General features: G+C 66.2%; 26 protein-coding genes. 11 read left to right on the plus strand and 15 right to left on the minus strand.

All coding sequences use genetic code 11. The features are described from left to right. The first annotated feature begins 78 nt into the window (after positions 1-78). Complete coding sequence (gene hrcA, locus CVO77_RS04330) at positions 79-1,122, plus strand: heat-inducible transcriptional repressor HrcA (protein ID WP_105998058.1); 1,044 nt, start codon at positions 79-81, stop codon at positions 1,120-1,122. Positions 1,123-1,126: 4 nt separating this feature from the next. Next, on the plus strand, positions 1,127-1,675 hold the full coding sequence (locus CVO77_RS04335; protein WP_105998059.1) for a nucleotide exchange factor GrpE: 549 nt from the start codon (positions 1,127-1,129) through the stop codon (positions 1,673-1,675). A gap of 185 nt (positions 1,676-1,860) precedes the next feature. On the opposite strand, the gene def is transcribed toward CVO77_RS04335, so the two are convergent. Genes def through recR form a run of 3 tightly spaced genes read right to left on the minus strand, consistent with a single transcriptional unit; the run spans position 1,861 to position 3,399 of the window. Further along, positions 1,861-2,394 (minus strand): peptide deformylase, encoded by a 534-nt coding sequence (gene def, locus CVO77_RS04340; protein ID WP_105998060.1) that lies wholly within the window; start codon positions 2,392-2,394, stop codon positions 1,861-1,863. A gap of 56 nt (positions 2,395-2,450) precedes the next feature. After that, positions 2,451-2,786 carry a hypothetical protein gene (locus CVO77_RS04345; protein ID WP_105998061.1) on the minus strand — a complete coding sequence of 112 codons (336 nt, stop codon included), beginning with the start codon at positions 2,784-2,786 and terminating at the stop codon, positions 2,451-2,453. Positions 2,787-2,802: 16 nt separating this feature from the next. Then, positions 2,803-3,399 (minus strand): recombination mediator RecR, encoded by a 597-nt coding sequence (gene recR / locus CVO77_RS04350; RefSeq protein ID WP_105998062.1) that lies wholly within the window; start codon positions 3,397-3,399, stop codon positions 2,803-2,805. Between the two features lie 143 nt (positions 3,400-3,542). Between recR and fmt the strand changes: the two genes are divergently transcribed. Together fmt and truA are read left to right on the plus strand one after the other, a co-directional pair. Next, a complete protein-coding gene (gene fmt, locus CVO77_RS04355) occupies positions 3,543-4,463 on the plus strand; it encodes a methionyl-tRNA formyltransferase (protein WP_105998063.1) in 921 nt (306 codons plus the stop codon). A gap of 118 nt (positions 4,464-4,581) precedes the next feature. Beyond that, entirely contained in the window at positions 4,582-5,322 is a 741-nt protein-coding gene (gene truA, locus CVO77_RS04360; RefSeq protein WP_105998064.1) for a tRNA pseudouridine(38-40) synthase TruA, read from the plus strand. Positions 5,323-5,399: 77 nt separating this feature from the next. Here truA and CVO77_RS04365 read toward each other — a convergent pair whose 3' ends face one another. Then, complete coding sequence (locus CVO77_RS04365; protein WP_105998065.1) at positions 5,400-5,927, minus strand: CarD family transcriptional regulator; 528 nt, start codon at positions 5,925-5,927, stop codon at positions 5,400-5,402. A 328-nt stretch (positions 5,928-6,255) separates the two neighbouring features. On the opposite strand from CVO77_RS04365, the gene CVO77_RS04370 reads away from it, so the two are divergent. Next, positions 6,256-7,074 carry an SDR family NAD(P)-dependent oxidoreductase gene (locus CVO77_RS04370; RefSeq protein ID WP_105998066.1) on the plus strand — a complete coding sequence of 273 codons (819 nt, stop codon included), beginning with the start codon at positions 6,256-6,258 and terminating at the stop codon, positions 7,072-7,074. Between the two features lie 240 nt (positions 7,075-7,314). Here CVO77_RS04370 and CVO77_RS04375 read toward each other — a convergent pair whose 3' ends face one another. The 5 genes from CVO77_RS04375 to hisG all read right to left on the minus strand — a co-directional run bounded on the left by CVO77_RS04375 (position 7,315) and on the right by hisG (position 13,140). Beyond that, a complete protein-coding gene (locus CVO77_RS04375) occupies positions 7,315-9,438 on the minus strand; it encodes a sodium-translocating pyrophosphatase (protein WP_105998067.1) in 2,124 nt (707 codons plus the stop codon). 182 nt (positions 9,439-9,620) lie between these two features. Further along, the gene (gene thiL, locus CVO77_RS04380; RefSeq protein WP_105998068.1) at positions 9,621-10,553 is read right to left on the minus strand and encodes a thiamine-phosphate kinase; all 933 of its coding nucleotides are present in this window, start codon (positions 10,551-10,553) and stop codon (positions 9,621-9,623) included. Positions 10,554-10,744: 191 nt separating this feature from the next. Beyond that, positions 10,745-11,194 (minus strand): transcription antitermination factor NusB, encoded by a 450-nt coding sequence (gene nusB, locus CVO77_RS04385; RefSeq protein WP_105998069.1) that lies wholly within the window; start codon positions 11,192-11,194, stop codon positions 10,745-10,747. 4 nt (positions 11,195-11,198) lie between these two features. After that, entirely contained in the window at positions 11,199-12,491 is a 1,293-nt protein-coding gene (gene hisD / locus CVO77_RS04390) for a histidinol dehydrogenase (RefSeq protein ID WP_105998070.1), read from the minus strand. Next, complete coding sequence (hisG, locus tag CVO77_RS04395) at positions 12,478-13,140, minus strand: ATP phosphoribosyltransferase (RefSeq protein WP_106000625.1); 663 nt, start codon at positions 13,138-13,140, stop codon at positions 12,478-12,480. The genes hisD and hisG overlap by 14 nt, the downstream gene beginning before the upstream one ends. Positions 13,141-13,178: 38 nt before the next feature. On the opposite strand from hisG, the gene CVO77_RS04400 reads away from it, so the two are divergent. Continuing rightward, on the plus strand, positions 13,179-14,273 hold the full coding sequence (locus CVO77_RS04400; protein WP_105998071.1) for a DUF2332 domain-containing protein: 1,095 nt from the start codon (positions 13,179-13,181) through the stop codon (positions 14,271-14,273). A 91-nt stretch (positions 14,274-14,364) separates the two neighbouring features. On the opposite strand, the gene CVO77_RS04405 is transcribed toward CVO77_RS04400, so the two are convergent. From CVO77_RS04405 to CVO77_RS04415, 3 genes are all read right to left on the minus strand, one after another. Further along, on the minus strand, positions 14,365-14,823 hold the full coding sequence (locus CVO77_RS04405; protein ID WP_105998072.1) for a hypothetical protein: 459 nt from the start codon (positions 14,821-14,823) through the stop codon (positions 14,365-14,367). Between the two features lie 66 nt (positions 14,824-14,889). Next, positions 14,890-15,360, minus strand: a complete 471-nt coding sequence (locus tag CVO77_RS04410; protein ID WP_242446091.1) for a DUF1465 family protein — start codon at positions 15,358-15,360, stop codon at positions 14,890-14,892. Between the two features lie 77 nt (positions 15,361-15,437). Then, entirely contained in the window at positions 15,438-15,635 is a 198-nt protein-coding gene (locus CVO77_RS04415; RefSeq protein WP_106000627.1) for a YdcH family protein, read from the minus strand. Positions 15,636-15,775: 140 nt separating this feature from the next. On the opposite strand from CVO77_RS04415, the gene CVO77_RS04420 reads away from it, so the two are divergent. After that, positions 15,776-15,934, plus strand: coding sequence for a YdcH family protein (locus tag CVO77_RS04420; protein ID WP_105998073.1), 159 nt, complete (start codon positions 15,776-15,778; stop codon positions 15,932-15,934). A 50-nt stretch (positions 15,935-15,984) separates the two neighbouring features. Here CVO77_RS04420 and CVO77_RS04425 read toward each other — a convergent pair whose 3' ends face one another. From CVO77_RS04425 to CVO77_RS21565, 3 genes are all read right to left on the minus strand, one after another. Continuing rightward, a complete protein-coding gene (locus tag CVO77_RS04425; protein ID WP_105998074.1) occupies positions 15,985-16,368 on the minus strand; it encodes a PilZ domain-containing protein in 384 nt (127 codons plus the stop codon). A 94-nt stretch (positions 16,369-16,462) separates the two neighbouring features. Beyond that, positions 16,463-16,924, minus strand: coding sequence for an RNA polymerase-binding protein DksA (gene dksA / locus CVO77_RS04430; protein ID WP_105998075.1), 462 nt, complete (start codon positions 16,922-16,924; stop codon positions 16,463-16,465). A gap of 681 nt (positions 16,925-17,605) precedes the next feature. Next, the gene (locus CVO77_RS21565; RefSeq protein ID WP_242446092.1) at positions 17,606-18,469 is read right to left on the minus strand and encodes a hypothetical protein; all 864 of its coding nucleotides are present in this window, start codon (positions 18,467-18,469) and stop codon (positions 17,606-17,608) included. A 143-nt stretch (positions 18,470-18,612) separates the two neighbouring features. Here CVO77_RS21565 and CVO77_RS04445 point away from each other — a divergent pair, with 143 nt between their 5' ends. The 4 genes from CVO77_RS04445 to surE all read left to right on the plus strand — a co-directional run bounded on the left by CVO77_RS04445 (position 18,613) and on the right by surE (position 21,605). Further along, positions 18,613-18,957: an ArsR/SmtB family transcription factor gene (locus CVO77_RS04445; RefSeq protein ID WP_106000629.1), complete on the plus strand. Its 345-nt coding sequence runs from the start codon at positions 18,613-18,615 to the stop codon at positions 18,955-18,957. Then, positions 18,954-19,415, plus strand: coding sequence for an SRPBCC family protein (locus CVO77_RS04450; RefSeq protein WP_105998077.1), 462 nt, complete (start codon positions 18,954-18,956; stop codon positions 19,413-19,415). The genes CVO77_RS04445 and CVO77_RS04450 overlap by 4 nt, the downstream gene beginning before the upstream one ends. 42 nt (positions 19,416-19,457) lie before the next feature. Further along, the gene (gene serS / locus CVO77_RS04455) at positions 19,458-20,732 is read left to right on the plus strand and encodes a serine--tRNA ligase (protein ID WP_105998078.1); all 1,275 of its coding nucleotides are present in this window, start codon (positions 19,458-19,460) and stop codon (positions 20,730-20,732) included. 108 nt (positions 20,733-20,840) lie between these two features. Further along, positions 20,841-21,605 carry a 5'/3'-nucleotidase SurE gene (gene surE / locus CVO77_RS04460; protein ID WP_105998079.1) on the plus strand — a complete coding sequence of 255 codons (765 nt, stop codon included), beginning with the start codon at positions 20,841-20,843 and terminating at the stop codon, positions 21,603-21,605. Positions 21,606-21,706: the final 101 nt, after the last annotated feature.

Genomic DNA, 21,706 nt, shown 5'->3' on the forward strand with positions numbered 1-21,706 from the left:
CCATGACCGTTGCCTCCGCCTTCGCGGGGGCGATGAAATGGGTGGAAAGCCGAACGCCCCACCCCTACATCCTCCCCTATGACCAATCTGCCGATCACCGAACTGACGACGCGCGCGCGCGATGTGTTCCGGATGGTCGTCGACGCCTATCTCGAAACCGGCCAGCCGGTTGGGTCGCGCACCTTGTCGAAGCTTGCGGCGCTCAACCTGTCGCCGGCGTCGATCCGCAACGTGATGCAGGATCTCGAGGAGTTCGGCCTGCTTGCCAGTCCGCACACCAGCGCCGGGCGGCTGCCGACCGAACAGGGGCTGCGCCTGTTCGTCGACGGGATGATGCAGGTCGCCGAACCTTCGGCCGAGGACCGCGCGCAGATCGAGGCGAGCCTCGCCGACGGCGGGCCGATCGAAAGCGCGCTCGCGCAGGCGACCGCCGCCTTGTCGGGACTGTCGGCCTGCGCCGGCCTCGTCCTCGTTCCCAAGCATGAGCGAGTGCTGAAACAGATCGCCTTCGTGCCGATGTCTGGAACGCAGGCGCTCGTCGTTCTCGTCGCAGGCGACGGCACGGTCGAAAATCGCGTCATCGAGGTTCCGGCGGGGCTCAATCCCTCGGCGCTGGTCGAGGCGGGCAATTATATCAGCGCGATGCTCGCGGGGCTGACGCTGTCCGAGGCGATGGCGCGGGTGCGGCACGAGATCGAGGCCGAGCGCATCGCGATCGACCGCGCCGCCACCGACCTTGTATCGCGCGGGCTCGCCATCTGGTCGTCGGACGGAACCGACCGCCCGGTGCTGATCGTGCGCGGCCAGGCGAATCTGCTCGACGAAAGCGCGCTCGGCGATCTCGACCGGGTGCGGCAATTGCTCGACGAACTCGAAACCAAGCAGGAAATCGCCGGGCTGCTCGACAGCGCGCGCGAGGGCAGCGCGACGCGCATTTTCATCGGGTCCGAAAACAAGCTCTTTTCGCTGTCGGGATCGTCGGTTATCGCCGCCCCCTATCACGGCAGCGACGGGCGCGTCGTCGGCGTGGTGGGCGTGATCGGCCCGACGCGCTTGAACTATGCGCGGATCGTTCCCATGGTGGATTTCACCGCCCAATCTCTCTCCAGACTGATACGATAGGTTTATGACGAACATCGAAAATGACACCCCCGTCGACGACGGCCAGGCCCCCGATACCGCAACCGAAGCTCCGGCGACCGAAACGCAGGACGAAACGGCAAAGCTCGCCGAGCAGATTGCGACGCTCCAGCAGGATCTGCTCTATGCGCGCGCCGAGACGCAGAATCTCGGCCGCCGCAAGGAAAAGGAGATCGCCGACGCGCACGCCTATGCGTCGACCAAATTCGCGCGCGATATCTTGTCGGTCGCCGACAATCTGGGCCGCGCGCTCGCGTCGCTGAGCGACGAACAGCGCGAGGATGCGGCGATCAAGCCGCTGCTCACCGGGCTCGAGGCGACCGAACGCGAGCTGCTGAGCGTGTTCGAGCGCCACGGCATCACCCGCATCGCCGCGATCGGCCTGCCGCTCGACCCGAATCAGCACCAGGCGATGCTCGAAATTCCGAGCGACAAGGAAGCCGGCACGATCGTGCAGGAAATGCAGGCGGGCTATATGATGAAGGACCGCCTGCTGCGCCCCGCGATGGTCGGGGTGGCAAAAAGGGCGGAGTAAGCCCGCACCTAATAGTGGCGTGTTCCCCCGCGAAGGAGCATCGGGTCGGATCGTCCCCCGGACGATCCTTGACCATGCGGGGCATGGTCAACCCGATACTGGTCCATCACCGGCCGTTTCAGATTTGCGCCGTCAGAAGATGGGTCCCCGCCTTCGCGGGGACACACGCTATGGCAGTGTAGGCGTCACGCCGCCTTGCGCAGCTTCGCGAGCTTCTTCAGCACCATCTCGCGCTTGAGCCGCGACAGATGGTCGATGAAAAGAATGCCTTCCAGATGGTCGTGCTCGTGCTGGATGCACGTCGCCATCAACCCGGTCATGCGTTCCCGGTGATGCTTGCCGTCGGCGTCCTGCCAGTCGACGGTGACCTCGGCGGGGCGCGTCACCTCGGCATATTGCTCAGGGACCGACAGGCAGCCCTCCTGATAGACGCTATGCTCCTCGCTCTCGTCGGAAAAGACGGGGTTGATGAAGACGCGCGGGGTGCGGATCAGCTTTTCCCCCTCCTCATCCTCGGGATCGGGTTCCTGCAGGTCGATCACCAAAATACGCTTGGCAACGCCAACCTGAATCGCCGCCAACCCGATGCCGGGCGCGTCGTACATCGTCTCGAACATGTCGGCGACCAGCGTCTTCAATTCGGCGTCGAACGTCTCGACGGGCTTCGAAATGACGCGCAGCCGCGGATCGGGGGTCTCTATGATGGGTAACAGGGCCATGGGTGCGAGGTATGATCGCGAAGGCTTGGGGTCAAGGGGGTGCTATTTCGATCTGGCTATCCTTGAAGAATGGCCAGATAAATGAACGCGGTCGCACACCCGATCGCGATTATATCAAATACCGGCTTCATCACAAACAGCGGCGCCAGTGACCGTTGAGTGACTGTGAAAGCCGTTATGACACTCAGCAAAATGAATGTCGCGACGGGCATGTACCAAGAGAACACCCAAAAACCGGCAATCAAAATGGCGAACGTCGATAGCATTCCGAAGCCCGCAAGAATGATGGCGACTAGGTTGCGCTGCTCGACACCTCCGCGCGCCATTACTGTCAAGGCCCTGCTGCCAATCAAGCCGGACAAAGCGCCCAAAAGGTAAATGGCCCAGAGCATATTGGTTCTCCCCTCATCAACCCACCGGCCGCCGCGCCCGCAAAGCCTGCGCCAGCGTGCCCTCATCCAGATAGTCGAGTTCGCCGCCGACCGGCAGACCATGCGCGAGCTGCGTCAGCCGCACCGGATGGCCCTCGAGCCGCTCGGCCAGATAATGGGCGGTGGTCTGTCCTTCCAGGGTCGCGTTCATCGCCAGCACGACCTCGTCGATCCCGCCCGCGGCGACGCGGGCGACGAGGGCGTCGATGCTGAGGTCCTGCGGTCGCACACCTTCCAGCGCCGACAGCCGCCCGCCCAGCACATGATATTTGCCCGGGAACAGCCGCGATTTGTCGAGCGCCCAGAGATCGGATACTTCCTCGACGACGCACAAGGACCGCGCATCGCGGCGCGGATCGGTGCAGATCGCGCAGGGGTCGCGCGTGTCGACATTGCCGCAGATGGTGCAGGTGACGAGCCGTTCGGACACCGTCTGGAGTGCGGCGAGCAGCGGCGCAAAGCTGCTCTCGCGCTTCTTCATCAGGTGCAGCACCGCGCGCCGCGCCGACCGCGGGCCGAGCCCCGGCAGGCGAGCGAGTTGCTGGACGAGGGCTTCGATTTCGGTGGAGGCCATGGATGCGGTGGTAGTGACGCGCGGGGGTGGGTGCAATATCCCTTCCCTCCCTCCCCTTCGTCACCCCGGACTTGATCCGGGGTGACGAAAGTGGGGGGCGTTGATCTTGCACAACCCCGCAACCTCCGCCAAAGCGCCTCCTCATGCGCATCGCCTTCATGGGAACGCCGCCCTTTGCGGTGCCGACGCTCGCCGCGCTGCACGCCGCGGGGCATCACATCGTCGCGGTCTACACCCAGCCGCCGCGCCCGGCGCAGCGCGGCAAGAAATTGCAGCAGAGCGCGGTGCACGACTGGGCCGAGGCGCATGACCTGCCCGTCCGCACGCCGAAAAGCCTGAAAGGCGCCGAGGAACAGGCCGCCTTCGCCGCGATCGACCTCGATGTCGCGGTCGTCGCGGCCTACGGGCTGATCCTGCCGCAGGCGGTGCTCGATGCGCCGCGCGAGGGATGCCTCAACGTCCATGGCTCGATCCTGCCGCGCTGGCGCGGCGCGGCGCCGGTGCAGCGCGCGATCCTGGCGGGCGACGCCGAAACCGGCGTGACGATCATGCAGATGGACGCCGGGCTCGACACCGGCGCGATGCGGCTGGTCGGGCGCACCCCGGTCGCGGGCAAGACCGCGGGCATGCTCACCGACGAGCTTGCCGAAATGGGGGCGGCGCTGATGGGGAGTGTGCTGAGCGACCTTGCCGCCTTCGCGCCCGCAGCGCAGCCCGACGCGGGCGTCACCTACGCCGCGAAGATCGACAAGAGCGAAGCGCGGCTCGATTTCCTGGTGAGCGCGGTGCAGGTCGAACGACAGGTGCGCGCCTTCAATCCGATGCCCGGCGCCTTTTTCGAACGCGATGGCGAGCGCTGCAAGATTCTCGCCGCCGAGGTCGTGCATCCTGCCGAGACCGTCGCGGGCGCCGCGCCCGGCGTGACGCTCGACGATGCGCTGACGATCGCCTGCAACCCCGGCGCGATCCGCGCCACGCGCGTGCAGCGCGCGGGCAAGCCCGCGATGGACGCCGCCGAATTGCTGCGCGGGCGGGCGGTGCCGAAGGGGACGCGGCTGGCATGACGCTCTCTTCTCTCCCTCTTCGTCACCGCGGACCTGATCCGGGGTCCCGCTCAGCAACGGCGGCAAGTGGGACCCCGGATCAGGTCCGCGGTGACGGGAATGAAGAGCGAGGCCGGTCATGACCCGCTTTGCCCTTACCATCGAGTTCGACGGTCGCCCGTTCATGGGCTGGCAGCGCCAATCGCACGGCCCCAGCGTCCAGCAGGCAATCGAGGACGCGGTCGCGCGCATCACCGGCGGGGCGGCCGCGGTGCATGGCGCGGGGCGCACCGACGCCGGGGTCCATGCGATCGCGATGCGCGCGCATGTCGACATCGACAAGGCGATCGCGCCCTTTCGCCTGATGGAAGCGCTCAACGCGCAGCTTCGCCCCGCCCCCGTCGCGGTGTTGGCCTGCGAAGAGGTCGCGGGCGACTGGCACGCGCGCTTTTCGTGCGTCGGGCGCGCTTATGAATATCGCATCGTCAACCGCCGTGCGCCGCTGACCTGGGACAAGGGCCTGTCGTGGCAGTTAGCGAAGCCGCTCGATGCCGAGGCGATGCACGGCGCGGCGCAGGCGCTCGTCGGCCACCACGACTTCACCACCTTTCGATCGGTGCATTGCCAGGCCGAAAGCGCCGTCAAGACGCTCGACCGGATCAGCGTCAGTCGCCACGGCGACGAGATCGTCATCGAGACCGCGGCGCGCAGTTTCCTGCACCACCAGGTGCGATCGATGGTCGGCTGCCTCAGTCTGGTCGGGACGGGCAAATGGTCAGCGCGCGATTTAAAAGCCGCGCTTACCGCCGCGGATCGCAGCGCGCTGGGCCTGAATGCGCCGCCCGACGGGCTGTATTTCGTGAGCGCGCGATACCCATAGCTCCGCTCGCCATGACGGCGAATGAAAAAGGGCGGCCCTTTCGGACCGCCCCTTCCCTTTGTCGTTATGCAGCGCGCTTACACTTTTTCGACATAATATAGCGGCGCATGTTCGTTGAGGATCTGGAGGATCTTCGCCTGCGCGGTCTTTTCGTCGCTTTCTTCCATCGCGCCCAGTTCGCGCGCGAGGCGGCTCGACGCCGCTTCGAAGATCTGGCGCTCCGAATAGCTCTGTTCGGGCTGGTCGTCGGCGCGGAACAGATCGCGGGTCACTTCGGCGATCGATACGAGGTCGCCCGAATTGATCTTGGCTTCATATTCCTGCGCGCGGCGCGACCACATGGTGCGCTTGACCTTCGGCTTGGTGGTCAGAACCTGAAGCGCTTCCTTCAGCGTCTTGTCCGACGACAGCTTGCGCATCCCGACGCCTTCGGCCTTGTTCGTCGGCACGCGAAGCGTCATCTTTTCCTTTTCGAAACGCAGCACATAAAGTTCAAGCTGCATCCCGGCGATTTCGGATTTCTGCAATTCGATGACGCGCCCCACGCCATGCTTCGGATAAACGACATAATCCCCGACTTCGAACAAAAGCGTATTGACGGACATGCAAGTTCCTTTCCTGGCCTTGCCGGTGGGCTGGGAAGCGCAAAAAGCCGGTTGCATCCTGCCCTTGTCGAAAGGGGGATCGGCGATTTCGGGCGGCGCTAGCCAGTCAGAGCGGCAAGGGATATGGCTCCATAAGGACGCCGTCGGTCTCCTGGCGCCCGGCGGGCGGGAGGCGAACCATCGACGCGTTGATATTTATTATAACAGAGTCGCAACAAAATTGCCACCCCCCGCACGGAAAACCGTGGGGTTGGACGCTTGACGCCGCTCGGCGCCCGTTTCAGGCTGGCACAAGGACGAAGAGAGGAACGAAGATGGGGATGCGGATATGAAGGATCAAATCTGGTGGGTCACCGGCGCGTCGTCGGGCATCGGCGCCGCGCTGGCGCGGGGACTCGCAGGCCGCGGCGCGCGGTTGATCCTGTCGGGACGCAATGTCGCGGCGCTTGAGCAGGTCGCCGGGCAATGCGGCGCCGGGACGATGATCCTGCCCTTCGAGGCGACCGACTATGCCGCACTCCCGGCGTTGGCGCAAAAGGCGTGGGACTGGTGCGGGCGGATCGACGGCCTCGTCAACAATGCCGGCATCTCGCAGCGCAGCCTGGCGATCGATACCGATTTTTCGGTCTATCAGCAGATCGTCGCGGTCGACCTGCTCGCGCCGATCGCGCTGACCCAGCAGCTTTTGCCGCGGATGGTCGAGGCGGGCGGCGGGCAGATCGTCGCGATTTCCAGCGTCGCGGGGATCGCGGGCGTACCGCTGCGCAGCGCCTATTGCGCCGCGAAGCACGGGCTGATCGGCTATCACGACAGCGTGCGCGCCGAGAATGAGCATCTCGGATTGAAAGTCCTCGTCGTCGCGCCGGGATCGGTGCAGACCAATGTCAGCCGCAACGCGCTCAACGCCGACGGCAGCGTCCGCGGGACGAGCGACAAGGCGATCGACAATGGCCTGTCGCCCGACCTTGCCGCCACGCAGATACTGGACGCCGTCGAAGCCGGAACGCGCGAGCTGGTCGTCGCCGAAGGCGCCGAAGCCGCGATTCCCCCGCTCCGCCGCAGCGACCCCGACGCGCTGTTCGACCGGATGAGCGCGATGGTCCAGGCGGGCTATGCGGCACAGATGGGGGCTACCGGCACGGCCTGAGCAGCGGCTGGCGACCGGAAAGCGACATCTCCATTCTCGTCACCCTGAACTTGTTTCAGGGTCCATGGCCTGTCGTTTCCTTCGGCGCAGCGGTAGACGAGACCTCAGGCCGTGGATGCTGAAACAAGTTCAGCATGACGAGCTTTGGAGGGCAGCTTCCCACTCCAAGGCAGACAAAGAAAAAAAAGCCCCGCCGGATCGCTCCGGCGGGGCCTTATCTTTGCCCGCGGGCAGCGCAGCTTAGGCCGCGCCGTGCGCCAGTGCCGCGAGGAGCAGGATCGCCACGATGTTGGTGATCTTGATCATCGGGTTCACCGCCGGACCCGCGGTATCCTTGTACGGATCGCCGACGGTGTCGCCGGTCACCGCGGCCTTGTGAGCCTCGCTGCCCTTGCCGCCGTGGTTGCCGTCTTCGATATATTTCTTCGCATTGTCCCATGCGCCGCCGCCCGAGGTCATCGAGATGGCGACGAACAGCCCGCCGACGATGACGCCGAGCAGGAGTGCGCCGAGTGCTTCCAATGCCGCGGCCGGACCCGCCACCGCACGGATCACGAAGAAGACGACGATCGGCGCCAGCACCGGGAGCAGCGACGGGATGATCATTTCCTTGATCGCCGCCTTGGTGACGAGATCGACCGTGCGGGCATAGTCGGGCTTGCTCTCGTAGGTCATGATGCCCGGGTTATTCTTGAACTGGTCGCGAACATCCTTGACGACCTCGCCCGCCGCGCGGCCCACGGCGGTCATGCCGAACGCACCGAAAAGGTAGGGCAGGAGCGCGCCGAGCAGCAGCCCGACGATGACATAGGGCGACGACAGCGAGAAAGTCAGCGGCTCGGTCAGACCGAGCTTGGCCGAATATTCGGTGATGTCGGCGGTATAGGTGCCGAACAGCACCAGTGCCGCAAGGCCCGCCGAACCGATCGCATAGCCCTTCGTCACCGCCTTGGTCGTGTTGCCCACGGCGTCGAGCAGGTCGGTCTTTTCGCGAACGCTGTCATCGAGGCCCGCCATTTCGGCGATGCCGCCGGCGTTGTCGGTGACCGGACCATAGGCATCGAGCGCAACGACCATGCCGGCGAGCGCCAGCATCGCGGTGGCGCCGAACGCGATCCCGACGATACCCGCCAACTGATAGGCGATGATGATGCCCGCACAGATGACGAGCGTCGGCAGCGCCGTCGATTCCAGGCTGATCGCCAGGCCCTGGATGACGTTGGTGCCGTGGCCGGTTTCCGAAGCCTTGGCGATCGAGCGCACCGGGCGATAATTGGTGCCGGTGTAATATTCGGTGATCCAGATGATCAGCCCGGTGATGACGAGGCCGAGCAACGAGCAATAGAAAAGATCGGTGCCGTTGAAAGCCTTGCCGCTCAATTCCGCAATGGTCGTGGTCATGTCGCCAAGCGCATATTGCGTCGCGAACCAGATCGCCGGGATCGAGAGGACCGCGGTGACGAGGAAGCCCTTATACATCGCGCCCATGACGTTCGTCCCGCTGCCGAGACGGACGAAATAGGTGCCGATGATCGAGGTGATGATGCAGACGCCGCCCATCAGGAGCGGCAGCGTCATCAGCGGCAACAGCATGTCGCCCGTGCCCTTCAGGAGCAGCGCGATCAGCACCATGGTGGCGCCGACGGTAACGACATAGGTTTCGAACAGATCGGCGGCCATGCCGGCGCAGTCGCCGACATTGTCGCCGACATTATCGGCGATCACCGCGGGGTTGCGCGGATCGTCTTCGGGAATTCCGGCCTCGACCTTGCCGACGAGGTCGGCGCCGACGTCGGCGGCCTTGGTGAAGATGCCGCCACCGAGACGCGCGAAGATCGAGATCAGCGAAGCGCCGAACGCCAGCGCGACGAGCGCATCGACGACGGTGCGGTCATCGCCGCCGACGGTGTAGCCGCCGGGGCCGGTCAGATACCAGAAGAAGACCGAGATCGCGAGCAGCGCGAGGCCCGCCACCAGCATGCCGGTGATCGCGCCGGCGCGGAACGCCATCGTCAGACCGGCCTGCAACCCCTTTTGGGCCGCGGCCGCGGTGCGGACGTTCGCCTTTACCGAGATGTTCATGCCGACGAAGCCGGCGACACCCGACAGGATGGCCCCGATCAGGAAGCCCGTCGCCGAAACCTCGCCCAGGAACCACCAGACCAGGATGGCGACGACGACGCCGACCATGGCGATGGTGCGATATTGGCGGCCGAGATAGGCCTTGGCGCCTTCCTGAATGGCGGCGGCGATTTCCTGCATCTTCTCATTCCCCGCGGATGCTCCGAGCACCTGCCGCGAGGTAATGAACCCATAGAGCACGGCCAACAGGCCGCACGCTATCGCGATCAAAACCGGATTCATGCGTGACTATTCCTTCCCCATCGAGAAGGGCGAACGCAAAGATAGCAATCGAACGTCCGACTTGTTGATGCCGGCTCGCTCTTTCCCCTGATGCGACCGCCCCAAATTTGGACGGGCGGGTTATGGAAAGAAAGAAAGCCGAGGGCAAGCCCGCTCTTTCGGCAATAATGCGCGGACTCGCTTCAGTGCATGAAGCCCAGCCGTTCGGGGCGCGCCACCCGCTGCGCCCGGTGGACCAGCGCGATCCCCTCGCCCACCCCGGCATGGCCGACCGGCGCCACCGCGACGCCGAGCCCCGCCGCGATCTCGCGGATCGCCGCCGCCTGGTCCGGATCGGCGGCGAACAGGAGCTGGTAATCGTCGCCCGCGCTCGCCGCCGCGAGGCGGGTGTCGAGGACATCGGGGCGCACCGCGAGCAAGGCGGCCGACAGCGGCACGGTCTCGATCATCAGCGTGATCTCGCAGCCGCTTGCCGCCGCCATGCGCTCGGCGTCGATCAACAGCCCGTCGGAAACGTCCATCATCGCATGGACATGCGGCACCAGCGCCTGGCCGAGCGTAAGCTGCGGCTGCGGGCGGCTGTAGGCGGCCAGGCAGGTCTCGTTCGCCTCGACCTCACCCAGCCGCATCGCCAGGCCGACCCCGGCATTGCCGATCGTCCCGCTGACCCAAAGCTGGTCGCCGGGGCGCACCCCGCCGCGCGCCGGCGCGCCTTCGCGCGGCGCCCGGCCGATCGCGGTAAGGCCAAGGCTGCGCGGCGCGCCCGCCGGCACGCCGACGGTGTCGCCGCCGAGCAGCGGCAGGCCATAGCGGCGCAGCACGATGTCGAGCCCGTCGGCAAAGGCGGCGTCCCATGCGTCGTCACCGGCCAGGCTGTAGCCGAGCAGCACCCCGACCGGCACCGCGCCTTTTGCCGCAAGGTCAGAGAGATTCACCGCGACGAGCTTCCACGCAACGTCCTGCGGGCGTTCGTCGGGAAGGAAATGCACCCCTTCGACGATCATGTCATGGGTGAGCACAAGACCTTCGAACACTGCCGCATCGTCGGCAAGCCCGCGCGCCGCGGGATCGGTGGCGATCGCGCGCAGGCGGGCGATGAAATCGGCTTCGTTCATAGGGAGTGGTTTAGCGGCATTCATCCCGATTGGACAATTGCTAGCTTGCACGCATCACCCGATGGACCGAACTGTATGTCCGCAAGAACTGTTCCCCCGCGAAGGCGGGGGTCCATCTCCTGCGGGCGCCATCTTGAACCGGCCGGAGATGGGTCCCCGCCTTCGCGGGGACGCCCCCATTGGCGGACGCCCTATTTCGCTCGCACATCCTTGCCGATCGCGTCGAGCAGGCCGTTGGCGAAGCCTGCCTCGCGACCGTCGAAGAATGCCTTGGCGACATCGACATATTCGCTGACCACCGCGCCCACCGGCACGTCGCCGCGCGCGATCAGTTCATAGGCACCGGCGCGCAATATCGCCTTCATCGTGCGGTCGAGCCGTTCCATCGTCCAGCCGCTCGCGAGGCGTTCGATGATCGCGGCGTCGATCTCCTCCGAACGCGCCAGCGCGCCTTTCACGATATCGTCGAAAAAAGCGACGTCGGCGTCGGCATATTCGGCATCCTCGATCGTCGCGCCGATGCGATGCTGGTGGAATTCATGGATGAGATGCGCGACCGGAGTGCCCTCCATCTCGTGCTGATAGAGCGCCTGCACGGCGGCGAGGCGGGCGGCGGAGCGGGATTGAGCGCGTTTGTTCATGGCTTTATTTCAATCTGTTCTGGACGCTGAGCGCATGGGCGGGCAGCCCTTCGGCCTTTGCGAGCGCAATCGCCGCGGGGCCGATCGCCGCGAGCGCACCCTCGTCGAGCGCGAGGAAGCTGGTGCGCTTCATGAAGTCGGTGACCGACAGCCCGCTCGAAAAGCGCGCGCGGCGTCCGGTGGGCAGGACATGGTTGGGACCCGCGACATAGTCGCCGATCGCCTCGGGCGTGTGGCGGCCGAGGAAGACCGACCCCGCGTGGCGCACCTTCGCGAAGAGCGCATCGGCCTCCGCCGCGTCGACAGCAAGTTCGAGATGTTCGGGCGCGAGCCGGTCGCACAGGGGAATCGCGTCGGCCAGCGTCGGAACGACGATCACCGCGCCATTGGCAGCCCAGCTTTCCTGCATCGTCGAGGCGGTGGCGAGCGTCGGGATCACCGCAGCGACCGCGACGGCAACCGCATCGGCGAAATCGCTATCGTCGGTGAACAGGATCGACTGGCTGGTCGGGTCATGCTCGGCCTGGCTGAGCAGATCGGCGGCGATGACATGCGGTTCATTCCTGCCGTCCGCGACGACGACGATCTCGCTCGGCCCCGCGACCATGTCGATCCCGACGACCCCGTAAAGCTGGCGCTTGGCCTCGGCGACCCAGGCGTTGCCGGGGCCGGTGACGACATCGACCGGCGCAATGCGCTTGGTGCCAAAGGCAAGCGCCGCGACCGCCTGCGCGCCGCCGACGCGCCAGATTTCATCGACTCCGCCGATATGCGCCGCCGCCATCACGACCGGGTTCGTCGCGCCGTCGGGGGTCGGGGTGACCATCACGATCCGTTCGACCCCGGCAACCTTGGCGGGGATGATGTTCATCAAAACCGACGAGGGGTAGGCCGCGCGCCCGCCGGGAACATAGACCCCCGCCGCATCGACCGCGCCCCAGCGCGCGCCGAGCCGCGCGCCGGTGCCGTCGCGATAGTCGCGATCCTCGGGGCGCTGCGCGGCGTGATAGGCCCGGATACGCTCCGCCGCGAGGTTCAGCGCATCGCGCAGCTCGGGCGCGAGTCCGTCATAGGCCGCGGCGCATTCCGCTTTCGAGATGCTCCAGCCGCGCGCGTCGAGGTCGAAGCGGTCGAACCTCGCGGTATAGTCGGCCAGCGCGGCGTCGCCCTTCGCCTTCACCCGCGCGATGATCGCGGCGACATCGGCCGAGACGTCGGACGCGCTCTCGCGCCGATCGTTCACCAGCGCGTCGAACGCCGCCGCAAAACCGGGATCGGAGGCGTCAAGCCGCCGCATCGCCCTGCCCTACGGCCTGACGGAACCGCTCGACCAGCGCCGGCACTTCGGCCGAGCGCAGCTTGAACGCGGCGCGGTTGACGATCAGCCGCGCCGACACCTCGCTGATCACCGTCTGCTCGGCGAGCGCATTTTCGACCAGCGTCCGCCCGGTCGAGACAAGATCGACGATGTGCGAGGCCAGCCCCAGCTTCGGCGCAATCTCCATCGCGCCATTCAGCTTGATGCACTCGGCCTGGATTCCCTGCTCCGCGAACCAGCGGCGCGTCGTCGCGGGATATTTGGTCGCGACGCGGATATGGCTGGAGCCGATTCCCGGCGGCGCGCTGCCTTCAGGCCCCGCGAGCGACAGGCGGCAATGACCGATGCCAAGGTCGACGGGGGCATAAAGCTCCGAATAGTCGAACTCATCGACGACGTCCGACCCGACGATGCCGAGCTGCGCCGCGCCGTGCGCGACGAAGGTCGCGACGTCGAAGGCGCGGACGCGGATCAGCGAAATATGCGGATGGTTCGTCCCGAACACCAGCGCGCGGCTCTTCTTGTCGAAGAAATCTGCCGCGGGCTCGATACCGACGGCCGCGAGCAGCGGCAGCGCCTCGTCGAGGATGCGTCCCTTGGGGATGGCAAAGATGATCGGTTCGGGCATAAGCGCCGTGCCTTTAAGCGGCGACGGGAGAAAGGGCAATGAGCGAGCGTTACGAGTATATCGACATGAAGGCGACCGGCGCCGGTGCGGTGCGCACCGCCTTTGCCAACCAGGTCGCCTATTGCCGCGCAGCCGACGCGCCGGTCACCGCGCGGATCGTCGCCGCGCTGGCGACGCTGCTCGACAAGCCGACGACCGAATTTGCCCGTCGCATGGCGGAATGGGAAGGCGCGCCGCTCGCCGACGCGCTGCCGCTGCGCGCCGCGGGCGGGCTGCATGCGCTGCACCTCGCGCGGGCCGCGCCCGAGCTTGCGCCCATCTATGCCGATGCCGAGGATATCAACGACGCCGCGATCGTCGCCGGAGTCGTCACCCGGCAGGAGGCGGCGCTGCTCCCCTGGCTCGACGGCCCGCCGCAGACCAACGAAGCGGGGCGCTCGTCGAATTTCGTCGCGGCGATGCTGTGGCTCGCCGACAGCGACGCAGGTGGGGGGCTGCCGCCGCGCTTCGACTGTATCGAGATCGGGTCGAGCGCCGGGATCAACCTGATGCTCGATCGCTATCACTACGACCTTGGCGGGGTGCAGGTCGGGCCGCAGCCGGGCGCCATCGCCTTCACCCCCGAATGGCGCGGGGTCCATCCGCCGCAGCATCCGATCGCGATCGCGGGGCTCAAGGGCTGCGACGTCGCGCCGGTCGACCTGACCGATCCCGCGCAGGCGCTGCGCCTCAAGGCCTATATCTGGCCCGAACACCATATCCGCTTTGCGCGGATGGAGGCCGCGATCGCCGCGGCGCGCGAGGAAAAACCGAATCTGGTCCGCGCCACCGCCGCCGACTTCGTCGAGGCCGAGCTGAAAAAGCCGCAGGCCGCGGGCACGACGCGCGTCCTGATGCACTCGATCGTCTGGCAATATGTCCCCGAGGACCAGCAGATGCGCGTCACCACCGCGATGGAGGAAGCCGGCGCCGAAGCCACCCCCGACCGGCCGCTCGCCTGGATCGCGCTCGAGGCGAACCGTACTGCGCATCATCACGAACTGGTCGTGCGCCACTGGCCGGGCGGCGAAGCGGGCCAGACCCTCGCCCGCTCGCATCCGCATGGGGCGTGGGTGGAGTGGATGACCGCCTGATCGTCACCCCGGCGAAGGCCGGGGTCTCGCCGTCGCGTTGTATTGCACCGTCGAGATCCCGGTCTTCGCCGGGATGACGAAAGAAATCAGACTATATCCCGACCCCGACCGCAGCATCCTGGGGCAACAAATCCCGGCATCCGGTGAAGATCGCGCCCAGCCGCTCGCGAATTTCCGCCCATACTTGTTGCTCGCCGGCCGCATCCGCGGGCACCGTGTCCGCGATCACGTCGATCGTCGCATCGAGCAGACCCTGATACCAGCCGAGCGGAACCTCGAGCGTGAAATGATGGTGCGGCACCGAATTTTCGAGCAATATCTCGATCTCGGCCGGGCGGTCGAGGCAGTGCATCAGGCAATAGAGGCTGTTTTCGACCATCTCGGCTTCGAGCGCCGCGGTCTTGCCGAGGCCATGATGCTCGAAACTCGCCGCAGCGCCGGGATGCCGCGCATAATAGAGCGCCATCGCATGCGGCGTGACGTCGCCGAGCGCCTCCGCCGCGCGCGTCAGGCTGTCGTCGAGCAGCGCGAGCTTTTCGGCACGATCCATCTTCCGCTCTCCCTTCGAGAAAAGAGTATTTCATATACTCCTTTTAGGGCAAGCGAATTTGGCGAGTCACAGCCGCGCGGACAGGTCCGCCAGCATCGCCTGCACCGGCGTCGCCGCGCGGGGCGCGTCCCAGCCGGCCTCGATCGCCGCGATACGCTCGAACAATCGCTCGCTCGCCGTGACGATGCGGCGGAGCGGATCGTCGAAGCGCGCGCAGACGTCCCAGTCGGCGATCACCGGCGCGCCGATGCGCGCCGCGCTGTCGTTCGGCCCGGCGCAGGGATCGCCCGCGATCATCGCGCGGCGGTGGAGCAGCCAGGCGATGACGTGCATCAGCCGCGTCGTCGTCTTGAGCGATTCGCAGGCGAGTCCGATTCGCAGCAGGCTGTCGCCCGCGATGCCGCCGAGGTCGCGCTGCGCGGCAAAGGCGGCGTGCGCTTCATCGGCGAGCAGCATCGCATCGACATAGAGATTTTCGACCTGCGCGCGCTGCACCGGGAGGCTGGCCCAGCCTGCATCTGTCCGTCCCATCACCATGGCCGAAGGGATGGCACGGCGCCCGCGATCCCCGCAATGGCCGGTAACCATGAAATTTGCAGCCGTCCCGTTTTGAATCAGGCGATGATATCGGGAAGGAGTTGATCCTCGCACCAGCTTATCTCGTCGCGCAGGCGAAGCTTGCGCTTCTTCAGACGCGCGAGCTGGAGCTGGTCGGGGACCGCCGTTTCGCCAAGCGCGATGATCGCGGCGTCGAGGTCGCGATGCTCAAGGCGAAGCAGTTCCAGGCGCTGGGTGATTTCCTCGGGGTTCACGCCCCGCCTCCTGCCACGATCGGCTGCGGTCTGCAACGGGCTGTCCGGGACGGGGACCGACTGGGCGAATCGCGACGACATGGGAGGCGATTCGTGATCTACTCGGCCCCGCCAACACGAGTCGAAAAGGAGAATGGCCCATGAGCTTGTCGCACCTTTCCGCCCTGAAGTCCCGTCATGCGGACCTCGACGCGAAAATTGCGAATGAAGAGCGCCGACCAAGCCCCGATACGGCATTATTGGCGCAGATGAAGAAACAGAAGCTGAGGCTGAAGGAAGAAATGGCCGCGACCGCCTGACCGTCGCCTGACCGCTACCGCCCCGCTGACGCCTTCCCTTACGGAACGCCTCAGCGTCGGCGGTAGGAAGGTCGATCGAGCGCCGAGATATGCGGCGGCACTTCCATCTTTTGAACCACCTGACGGCGCACCGCCTGCGGATCGACGACATGGTCGAAGGCGATGCCGAACTTGCCCTCGCCGACCCAGACGACGCGCCCCGGCACAAAGCCGACATTGCGCAATTCGACCTCGACCGCGGCGCCTTCCACGACGCCGCGCACCACCGCCTCGGCCAGCATGCCACCCGCCGACAGATTGCGCACGCGCACGACGAGCGGTGTCGGCTGACCTGGCAAAAGGAGATTGGCCTGCATGAACAGGCTGTCCCGATCGGCGCTGCGCGACAGCGCCGCCACTTCTTCATCGACCGATAGCGATTCCCGCGATTCCATTGCGACCTGTTTCCCCGCGCTGCATGTCAGGCGGCGACTCTAGATTGCAGCGATTGCGGAAACGTAAAGAAAGCGCGATTTGTCCCGCGGCGGATCAATCTTCGCGCGAGATGCGCTCGTTGCGCTCGTGGCGCTCCTGCGCTTCCAGCGTCATCGTCGCGATCGGACGGGCCTGGAGCCGGGCGAGCGAGATGGGTTCGCCGGTCACCGCGCAATAGCCATATTCGCCCTCGTCGATCCGGCGCATCGCCGCATCGATCTTCGCGATCAGCTTGCGCTGGCGGTCGCGGGTGCGAAGCTCGATCGCCCAGTCGGTCTCGCTCGACGCGCGGTCGGCAAGGTCGGGCTCGCGGAGCGGACCATCCTGCAGGTGCGCCAGTGTCGATTCGGCTTCGGTCAGGATCGATTTCTTCCATGCGAGCAACAGATTGCGGAAATAATCCTGCTGCCGCTCGTTCATAAACTCTTCGTCGTCGCTGGGGACATAGTCCGAATCGAGATTGGACTTGGCTGCCAGGAGCGCACCGGCGCCAACATCGGCGATCTGGGTTGGCATAAAGGGCTTCTCGCGTCCTTTCCTGTCTCCTCAATCGCCCGGGACGGACGACCAGGGGAATGCGCCGCGCCTATAACCACCCCCAAGGGACGACACAAGCGCCGAAGCCGCAACTAGCGGCGAAGCGGTGAAGCCGGGCTGAACCAAGGCCCCTGTCGGCCCCTCTCTCGGCCCCTCCTCACCCCCGCCGGATGAACCGATTGGGCCGAATCGAAGGGATTTTCGTTCTGATATGGGACAGTTATGCGTATTTTCCTTGATTCCGGGGTCGGTTTCCCGCTCTCGGACAGGTAAACGCAGTTAACAGCGTGGACGCATTCACGAAGCTTTGTCCTTTTGACTTTAGCGGGAGGTGCAACAGGACATCCTGTCGCGCCGCAACGGGAAAAGAGAGAACGAGATTATGTCTGTCCGAATGGCCCTCGCCAAGCTTTGTGCCTGCACCTGCGGCGGCGCGCTCATCGGGGGCGGCGCGATGCAGATCGCCGACGTTCCGGCGGCGGCATCGGTCCGCAAGGCGTCGTGCACGCCCTGCACCCCCCGCAAGGTCGTGCGCAAGCGGCACGCCGCGCGGAAGCATGTCAAGCGCATCCGCCGCGTCGTGACGACGAAGCGGATCATCCGCACCGTCACCCCGCAGCAGCAGGTGGTGACGCAGACGATCCCCCTGCCCCCGATTCCCTATGCCCCCTTCCCGCAGCGGAGCTGGGAAGGTGGCGGAGGCGGCGGCGGCGTCACGGTGGTCGGCGGCGGTTTTGGCGGCGGCTTCGGCGGCGGCTTTTTCGGCGGTTTCTTCGGCGGCAGTTCGGGCGGCGGCAGCAGCGGCAGCATCGTCGTCACCTCGACGACCACCGGCGGCGTATCGACCTCGACCAGTTCAACATCGGGCGGCGTATCGACCTCGACGGGGGGTGTCAGCACCTCGACCGGCGGGGTTTCGACCTCGACCGGCGGCGTGAGCACTTCGTCGGGTAATGTCTCGACCTCCTCGGGCAACGTCAGCACGTCGTCGGGCAATGTCTCGACCTCCTCGGGCAACGTCAGCACCTCATCGGGTAATGTTTCGACCTCGACCGGCGGCGTCAGCACCTCGTCGTCGAGCAGCAGTTCGTCGTCGAGTTCGTCATCCTCCTCTTCGTCGTCGAGTTCCTCGTCGTCGGGCGGCGGCAGCTCGCACGGCCATGGCAGTTCAGGTTGGGGCAGCTCGTCGCACGGCGGCAGTTCGGGCAGCTCGGGGGGCAGTTCGTCCTCGTCGTCGAGCAGCAGTTCGTCCTCGTCGAGCAGTTCGTCGAGCGGCGCCACCTCGTCGGGCGCGACCGGCGGCAGCAGTAGCTTCGGCAGCACCGGCAGCTCGTCCTCCTCCTCATCGAGCAGCAGTTCATCCTCGTCTTCTTCGTCCAGCTCGGGCGGCAGCACCAGCAGCGGCTCGTCGGGCACGCCGACCCCCGTCCCGGCGCCGCCGATGATGCTGTTGTTCGGCGCCGCCGCCGCCGCGCTCGTCGCGCGCCGCCGCGCCGCAAACCGCAACGACGAAAGCACCGACACGGCCGACGCGGCCTAGCATCCACTGGCGGTTGCGGGCCTGACCCGCGCCACCTGACTGAGGGCCGCCCCACCGGGTGGCCCTCTTTTCATGCGCGGCTCCATATGGTTTGCCAATCGGCGAACCATTAGCTATGCTTTACCATATGGTGAACCAACAGGCCGCCCTCAACACCCTCTTTCATGCGCTCGCCGACCCGACTCGGCGCGCGGTGATCAGCCGACTGCTGAAAGGCGCGGCGCCGGTGACGCGCCTCGCCGCGCCGTTCGACATGGGGCTTCCCGCCTTCCTCAAGCATCTTGCGGTGCTCGAAACATCGGGGCTGATCCGGTCGGAGAAGCAGGGCCGCGTCCGCACCTGCCATATCGATGCCGACCGGCTCGCCGCGGCCGAGGGCTGGCTCGGCGAGCAGCGCGCTATCTGGCAGAGCCGCACCGACCGGCTCGCCGCTTTCGTCGAATCGCAAACCGCCGAGGAGAAAAATCCGTGACGACCGACACCGAACTGACCATCTCGCGCCTGATCGCCGCGCCGCCATCGGCGGTGTGGGAGGCGTGGAGCATTCCCGCGAATCTCGAAAAATGGTGGATCCCGGCGCCGATCGCCTGCCGCGTCGACACGCTCGACCTGCGCCCCGGCGGCGGTTTCGTCACCCGGATGCGCGAAGGCGACGGCGACTGGCAACCGCACATCGACGGCTGCTTCCTCGAAGCGGTGCCCGAACAGAGGCTCGTCTTCACCACCGTGCTCACCGAAGGCTGGCAGCCCGCCGACCCCTGGCTCGCGGTGACCGCGATCCTGACCTTCGAGGCCCGCGACGGCGGCACGCTCTACTCGGCCCGCGTCCTCCACAAGAACCCCGAGGACAGCGCCAAGCATGATGAGATGGGCTTCCAGGAAGGCTGGGGCACCGCGATCGGCCAGCTTGCGGCGCTTATCGAACGCTAAACCGGACTTGCACCACTAGCGCCGCGCCGCCATAGCGCGGCGATGCACGATATCCGCCTGATCCGGGATAACCCGCAAGCCTTCGACGCCGGCCTCGCGCGCCGCGGCCTCGAGCCCCTGTCCGCTGAAATCCTGGGCCTCGACGCCTCGCTGCGCGCCTTGCAGACCGAAATCCAGGCCGCGCTCGCGCGCCGCAACGAAGCGTCGAAGGCGATCGGCCAGGCGATGGCGACGGGCGACAAGGACAAGGCCGAGGCGCTGAAGGCCGAGGTCGCCGACCTCAAGGCGACGCTCCCCGCAAAGGAAGAGGCCGAGCGCGAACGACTGGCCGCGCTCCACGACCTGCTTGCCGCGCTGCCCAACCTTCCCGCCGCCGACGTCCCCGATGGCGAAGACGAAGACGGCAATGTCGAGATCGCGCGCTGGGGCACGCCGCGGACGTTCGATTTCACCCCTCAAGAGCACGCCGATTTCGCTCCAGCGCTCGGGCTCGATTTCGAGACCGCGGCGAAGATGTCGGGCGCGCGCTTCGCCTTCCTGCGCGGCCAGATGGCGCGGCTCGAACGCGCGATCGGCCAGTTCATGCTCGACAGGCAGACCGGCGAGCCCGGCTATGTCGAATGCGCGACCCCGCTGATGGTGCGCGACGAAGCGGCGTTCGGGACGACCCAGCTTCCCAAGTTCCGCGAGGATCTGTTCCAGACCACCGACGGCCGCTGGCTGATCTCGACCTCCGAGATGAGTCTGACCAACGCGGTGCGCGAGGAGATTTTGCCCGAGGCCGAGCTGCCGATCCGCATGACCGCGCTCACCCCCTGCTTCCGCTCCGAAGCGGGTTCGGCGGGACGCGATACGCGCGGCTATATCCGCCAGCATCAGTTCTGGAAGGTCGAACTCGTCTCGATCGTGCGGCCCGAGGACAGCGACGCCGAACTCGAACGCAAGACAAGGGCGGCCGAAAACATATTGGAAGCGCTCGACCTTCCCTATCGCAAGATGCTGCTGTGCAGCGGCGACATGGGCTTTTCGGCGCGCAAGACCTATGATCTCGAAGTCTGGTTGCCCGGCCAGAACGCCTATCGCGAGATTTCGAGCTGCTCGAACTGCGGCGACTTCCAGGCGCGCCGCATGAACACGCGGTTCCGCCGCGAGAGCGTCAAGAGCCATGCCTTCGTCCATACGCTCAACGGCTCGGGCCTCGCGGTCGGGCGCACGCTCGTCGCGATCCTCGAAAATTACCAGCAGGCCGACGGCAGCGTCGACATTCCGGCGGCGCTGCTGCCCTATATGGGCGGGATTACCAGACTTACCCCTTGATCCGTTCGTGCTGCGCTTGTCGAAGCACCGTCCTTCTCCTTGCAGCGCCAAAGAGAAGAACGGCCCTTCGACAAGCTCAGGGCAAACGGAGTTTGAGAAAGACAGGCTATGCGCATCCTCCTCACCAACGACGACGGCTATCATGCCCCCGGCATGGCGGTCCTCGAAGCGATCGCGCGCCAGCTTTCGGACGATATCTGGGTCTGCGCGCCCGCCGAGGAGCAATCAGGCGCCGGCCACTCGCTGACCCTCTCGCGCCCGGTCCGCGTCCACCGGCATGGGACACGCCGCTGGTCGTGCAGCGGCACCCCGACCGATTCGGTGATGATGGCGATCGGCAAGCTGATGCCCGAAAAGCCCGATCTGATCCTGTCGGGGGTCAACCGCGGCGCCAATCTGGGCGACGATATCACTTATTCGGGCACGGTTTCGGCGGCGATCGAGGGCGCGCTCGCGGGAATCCGCTCGATCGCGCTGAGCCAGGTCTATGCCCGCGAAGGCATGGGCGACGGCGTGCCGTTCGAGGCTGCCGAAGCGTGGGGGGCCAAGGTGCTGCGCCCGCTGATCGACAGGGAGATGCCGCCGCGCACGCTGATCAACGTCAATTTCCCGGCAATTCCCGCCGCCGAGGTCAAGGGCATCCGCATCACGCGGCAGGGGTTCCACGACTATGGCCGCGGCTCGATCGTCGAGGGCACCGACCCGCGCGGCTATCGCTATTACTGGTTCGGCCTCCACGGCATCGTGCATTCGCAGGGTCACGACAGCGACCTCGAAGCGATCGACGACCATCATATCTCGGTCACCCCGCTCCAGCTCGACCTGACCCACGACGCCTCGCTCGCGGCGCTGCGCGGAGCTTATTCATCCTAAGCCGTCATCCCGGCGAAGGCCGGGATCTCGACCTCTCGTCCTGACGCACCGGCGAGATCCCGGTCTTCGCCGGGATGACGAATGGCGGGCTAGCCATCCCC

Source organism: Sphingopyxis lindanitolerans, assembly GCF_002993885.1.
Taxonomy (GTDB): Bacteria; Pseudomonadota; Alphaproteobacteria; order Sphingomonadales; family Sphingomonadaceae; genus Sphingopyxis; species Sphingopyxis lindanitolerans.

Bases quoted from the DNA above. Each gene is read 5' to 3' on its own strand.
- thiL (WP_105998068.1), bottom strand. From the start codon at position 10,553: ATGAACGAAGCCGATTTCATCGCCCGCCTGCGCGCGATCGCCACCGAT.
- CVO77_RS04375 (WP_105998067.1), bottom strand. From the start codon at position 9,438: ATGAATCCGGTTTTGATCGCGATAGCGTGCGGCCTGTTGGCCGTGCTC.
- CVO77_RS04365 (WP_105998065.1), bottom strand. From the start codon at position 5,927: ATGTCCGTCAATACGCTTTTGTTCGAAGTCGGGGATTATGTCGTTTAT.
- serS (WP_105998078.1), top strand. From the start codon at position 19,458: ATGCACGATATCCGCCTGATCCGGGATAACCCGCAAGCCTTCGACGCC.
- def (WP_105998060.1), bottom strand. From the start codon at position 2,394: ATGGCCCTGTTACCCATCATAGAGACCCCCGATCCGCGGCTGCGCGTC.
- CVO77_RS04400 (WP_105998071.1), top strand. From the start codon at position 13,179: ATGAGCGAGCGTTACGAGTATATCGACATGAAGGCGACCGGCGCCGGT.
- CVO77_RS04420 (WP_105998073.1), top strand. From the start codon at position 15,776: ATGAGCTTGTCGCACCTTTCCGCCCTGAAGTCCCGTCATGCGGACCTC.
- CVO77_RS04335 (WP_105998059.1), top strand. From the start codon at position 1,127: ATGACGAACATCGAAAATGACACCCCCGTCGACGACGGCCAGGCCCCC.
- hrcA (WP_105998058.1), top strand. From the start codon at position 79: ATGACCAATCTGCCGATCACCGAACTGACGACGCGCGCGCGCGATGTG.
- CVO77_RS04370 (WP_105998066.1), top strand. From the start codon at position 6,256: ATGAAGGATCAAATCTGGTGGGTCACCGGCGCGTCGTCGGGCATCGGC.
- truA (WP_105998064.1), top strand. From the start codon at position 4,582: ATGACCCGCTTTGCCCTTACCATCGAGTTCGACGGTCGCCCGTTCATG.
- fmt (WP_105998063.1), top strand. From the start codon at position 3,543: ATGCGCATCGCCTTCATGGGAACGCCGCCCTTTGCGGTGCCGACGCTC.
- recR (WP_105998062.1), bottom strand. From the start codon at position 3,399: ATGGCCTCCACCGAAATCGAAGCCCTCGTCCAGCAACTCGCTCGCCTG.
- CVO77_RS04410 (WP_242446091.1), bottom strand. From the start codon at position 15,360: ATGGTGATGGGACGGACAGATGCAGGCTGGGCCAGCCTCCCGGTGCAG.
- hisD (WP_105998070.1), bottom strand. From the start codon at position 12,491: ATGCGGCGGCTTGACGCCTCCGATCCCGGTTTTGCGGCGGCGTTCGAC.
- nusB (WP_105998069.1), bottom strand. From the start codon at position 11,194: ATGAACAAACGCGCTCAATCCCGCTCCGCCGCCCGCCTCGCCGCCGTG.
- CVO77_RS04425 (WP_105998074.1), bottom strand. From the start codon at position 16,368: ATGGAATCGCGGGAATCGCTATCGGTCGATGAAGAAGTGGCGGCGCTG.
- dksA (WP_105998075.1), bottom strand. From the start codon at position 16,924: ATGCCAACCCAGATCGCCGATGTTGGCGCCGGTGCGCTCCTGGCAGCC.
- CVO77_RS04405 (WP_105998072.1), bottom strand. From the start codon at position 14,823: ATGGATCGTGCCGAAAAGCTCGCGCTGCTCGACGACAGCCTGACGCGC.
- CVO77_RS04445 (WP_106000629.1), top strand. From the start codon at position 18,613: ATGGTGAACCAACAGGCCGCCCTCAACACCCTCTTTCATGCGCTCGCC.
- CVO77_RS04345 (WP_105998061.1), bottom strand. From the start codon at position 2,786: ATGCTCTGGGCCATTTACCTTTTGGGCGCTTTGTCCGGCTTGATTGGC.
- hisG (WP_106000625.1), bottom strand. From the start codon at position 13,140: ATGCCCGAACCGATCATCTTTGCCATCCCCAAGGGACGCATCCTCGAC.
- surE (WP_105998079.1), top strand. From the start codon at position 20,841: ATGCGCATCCTCCTCACCAACGACGACGGCTATCATGCCCCCGGCATG.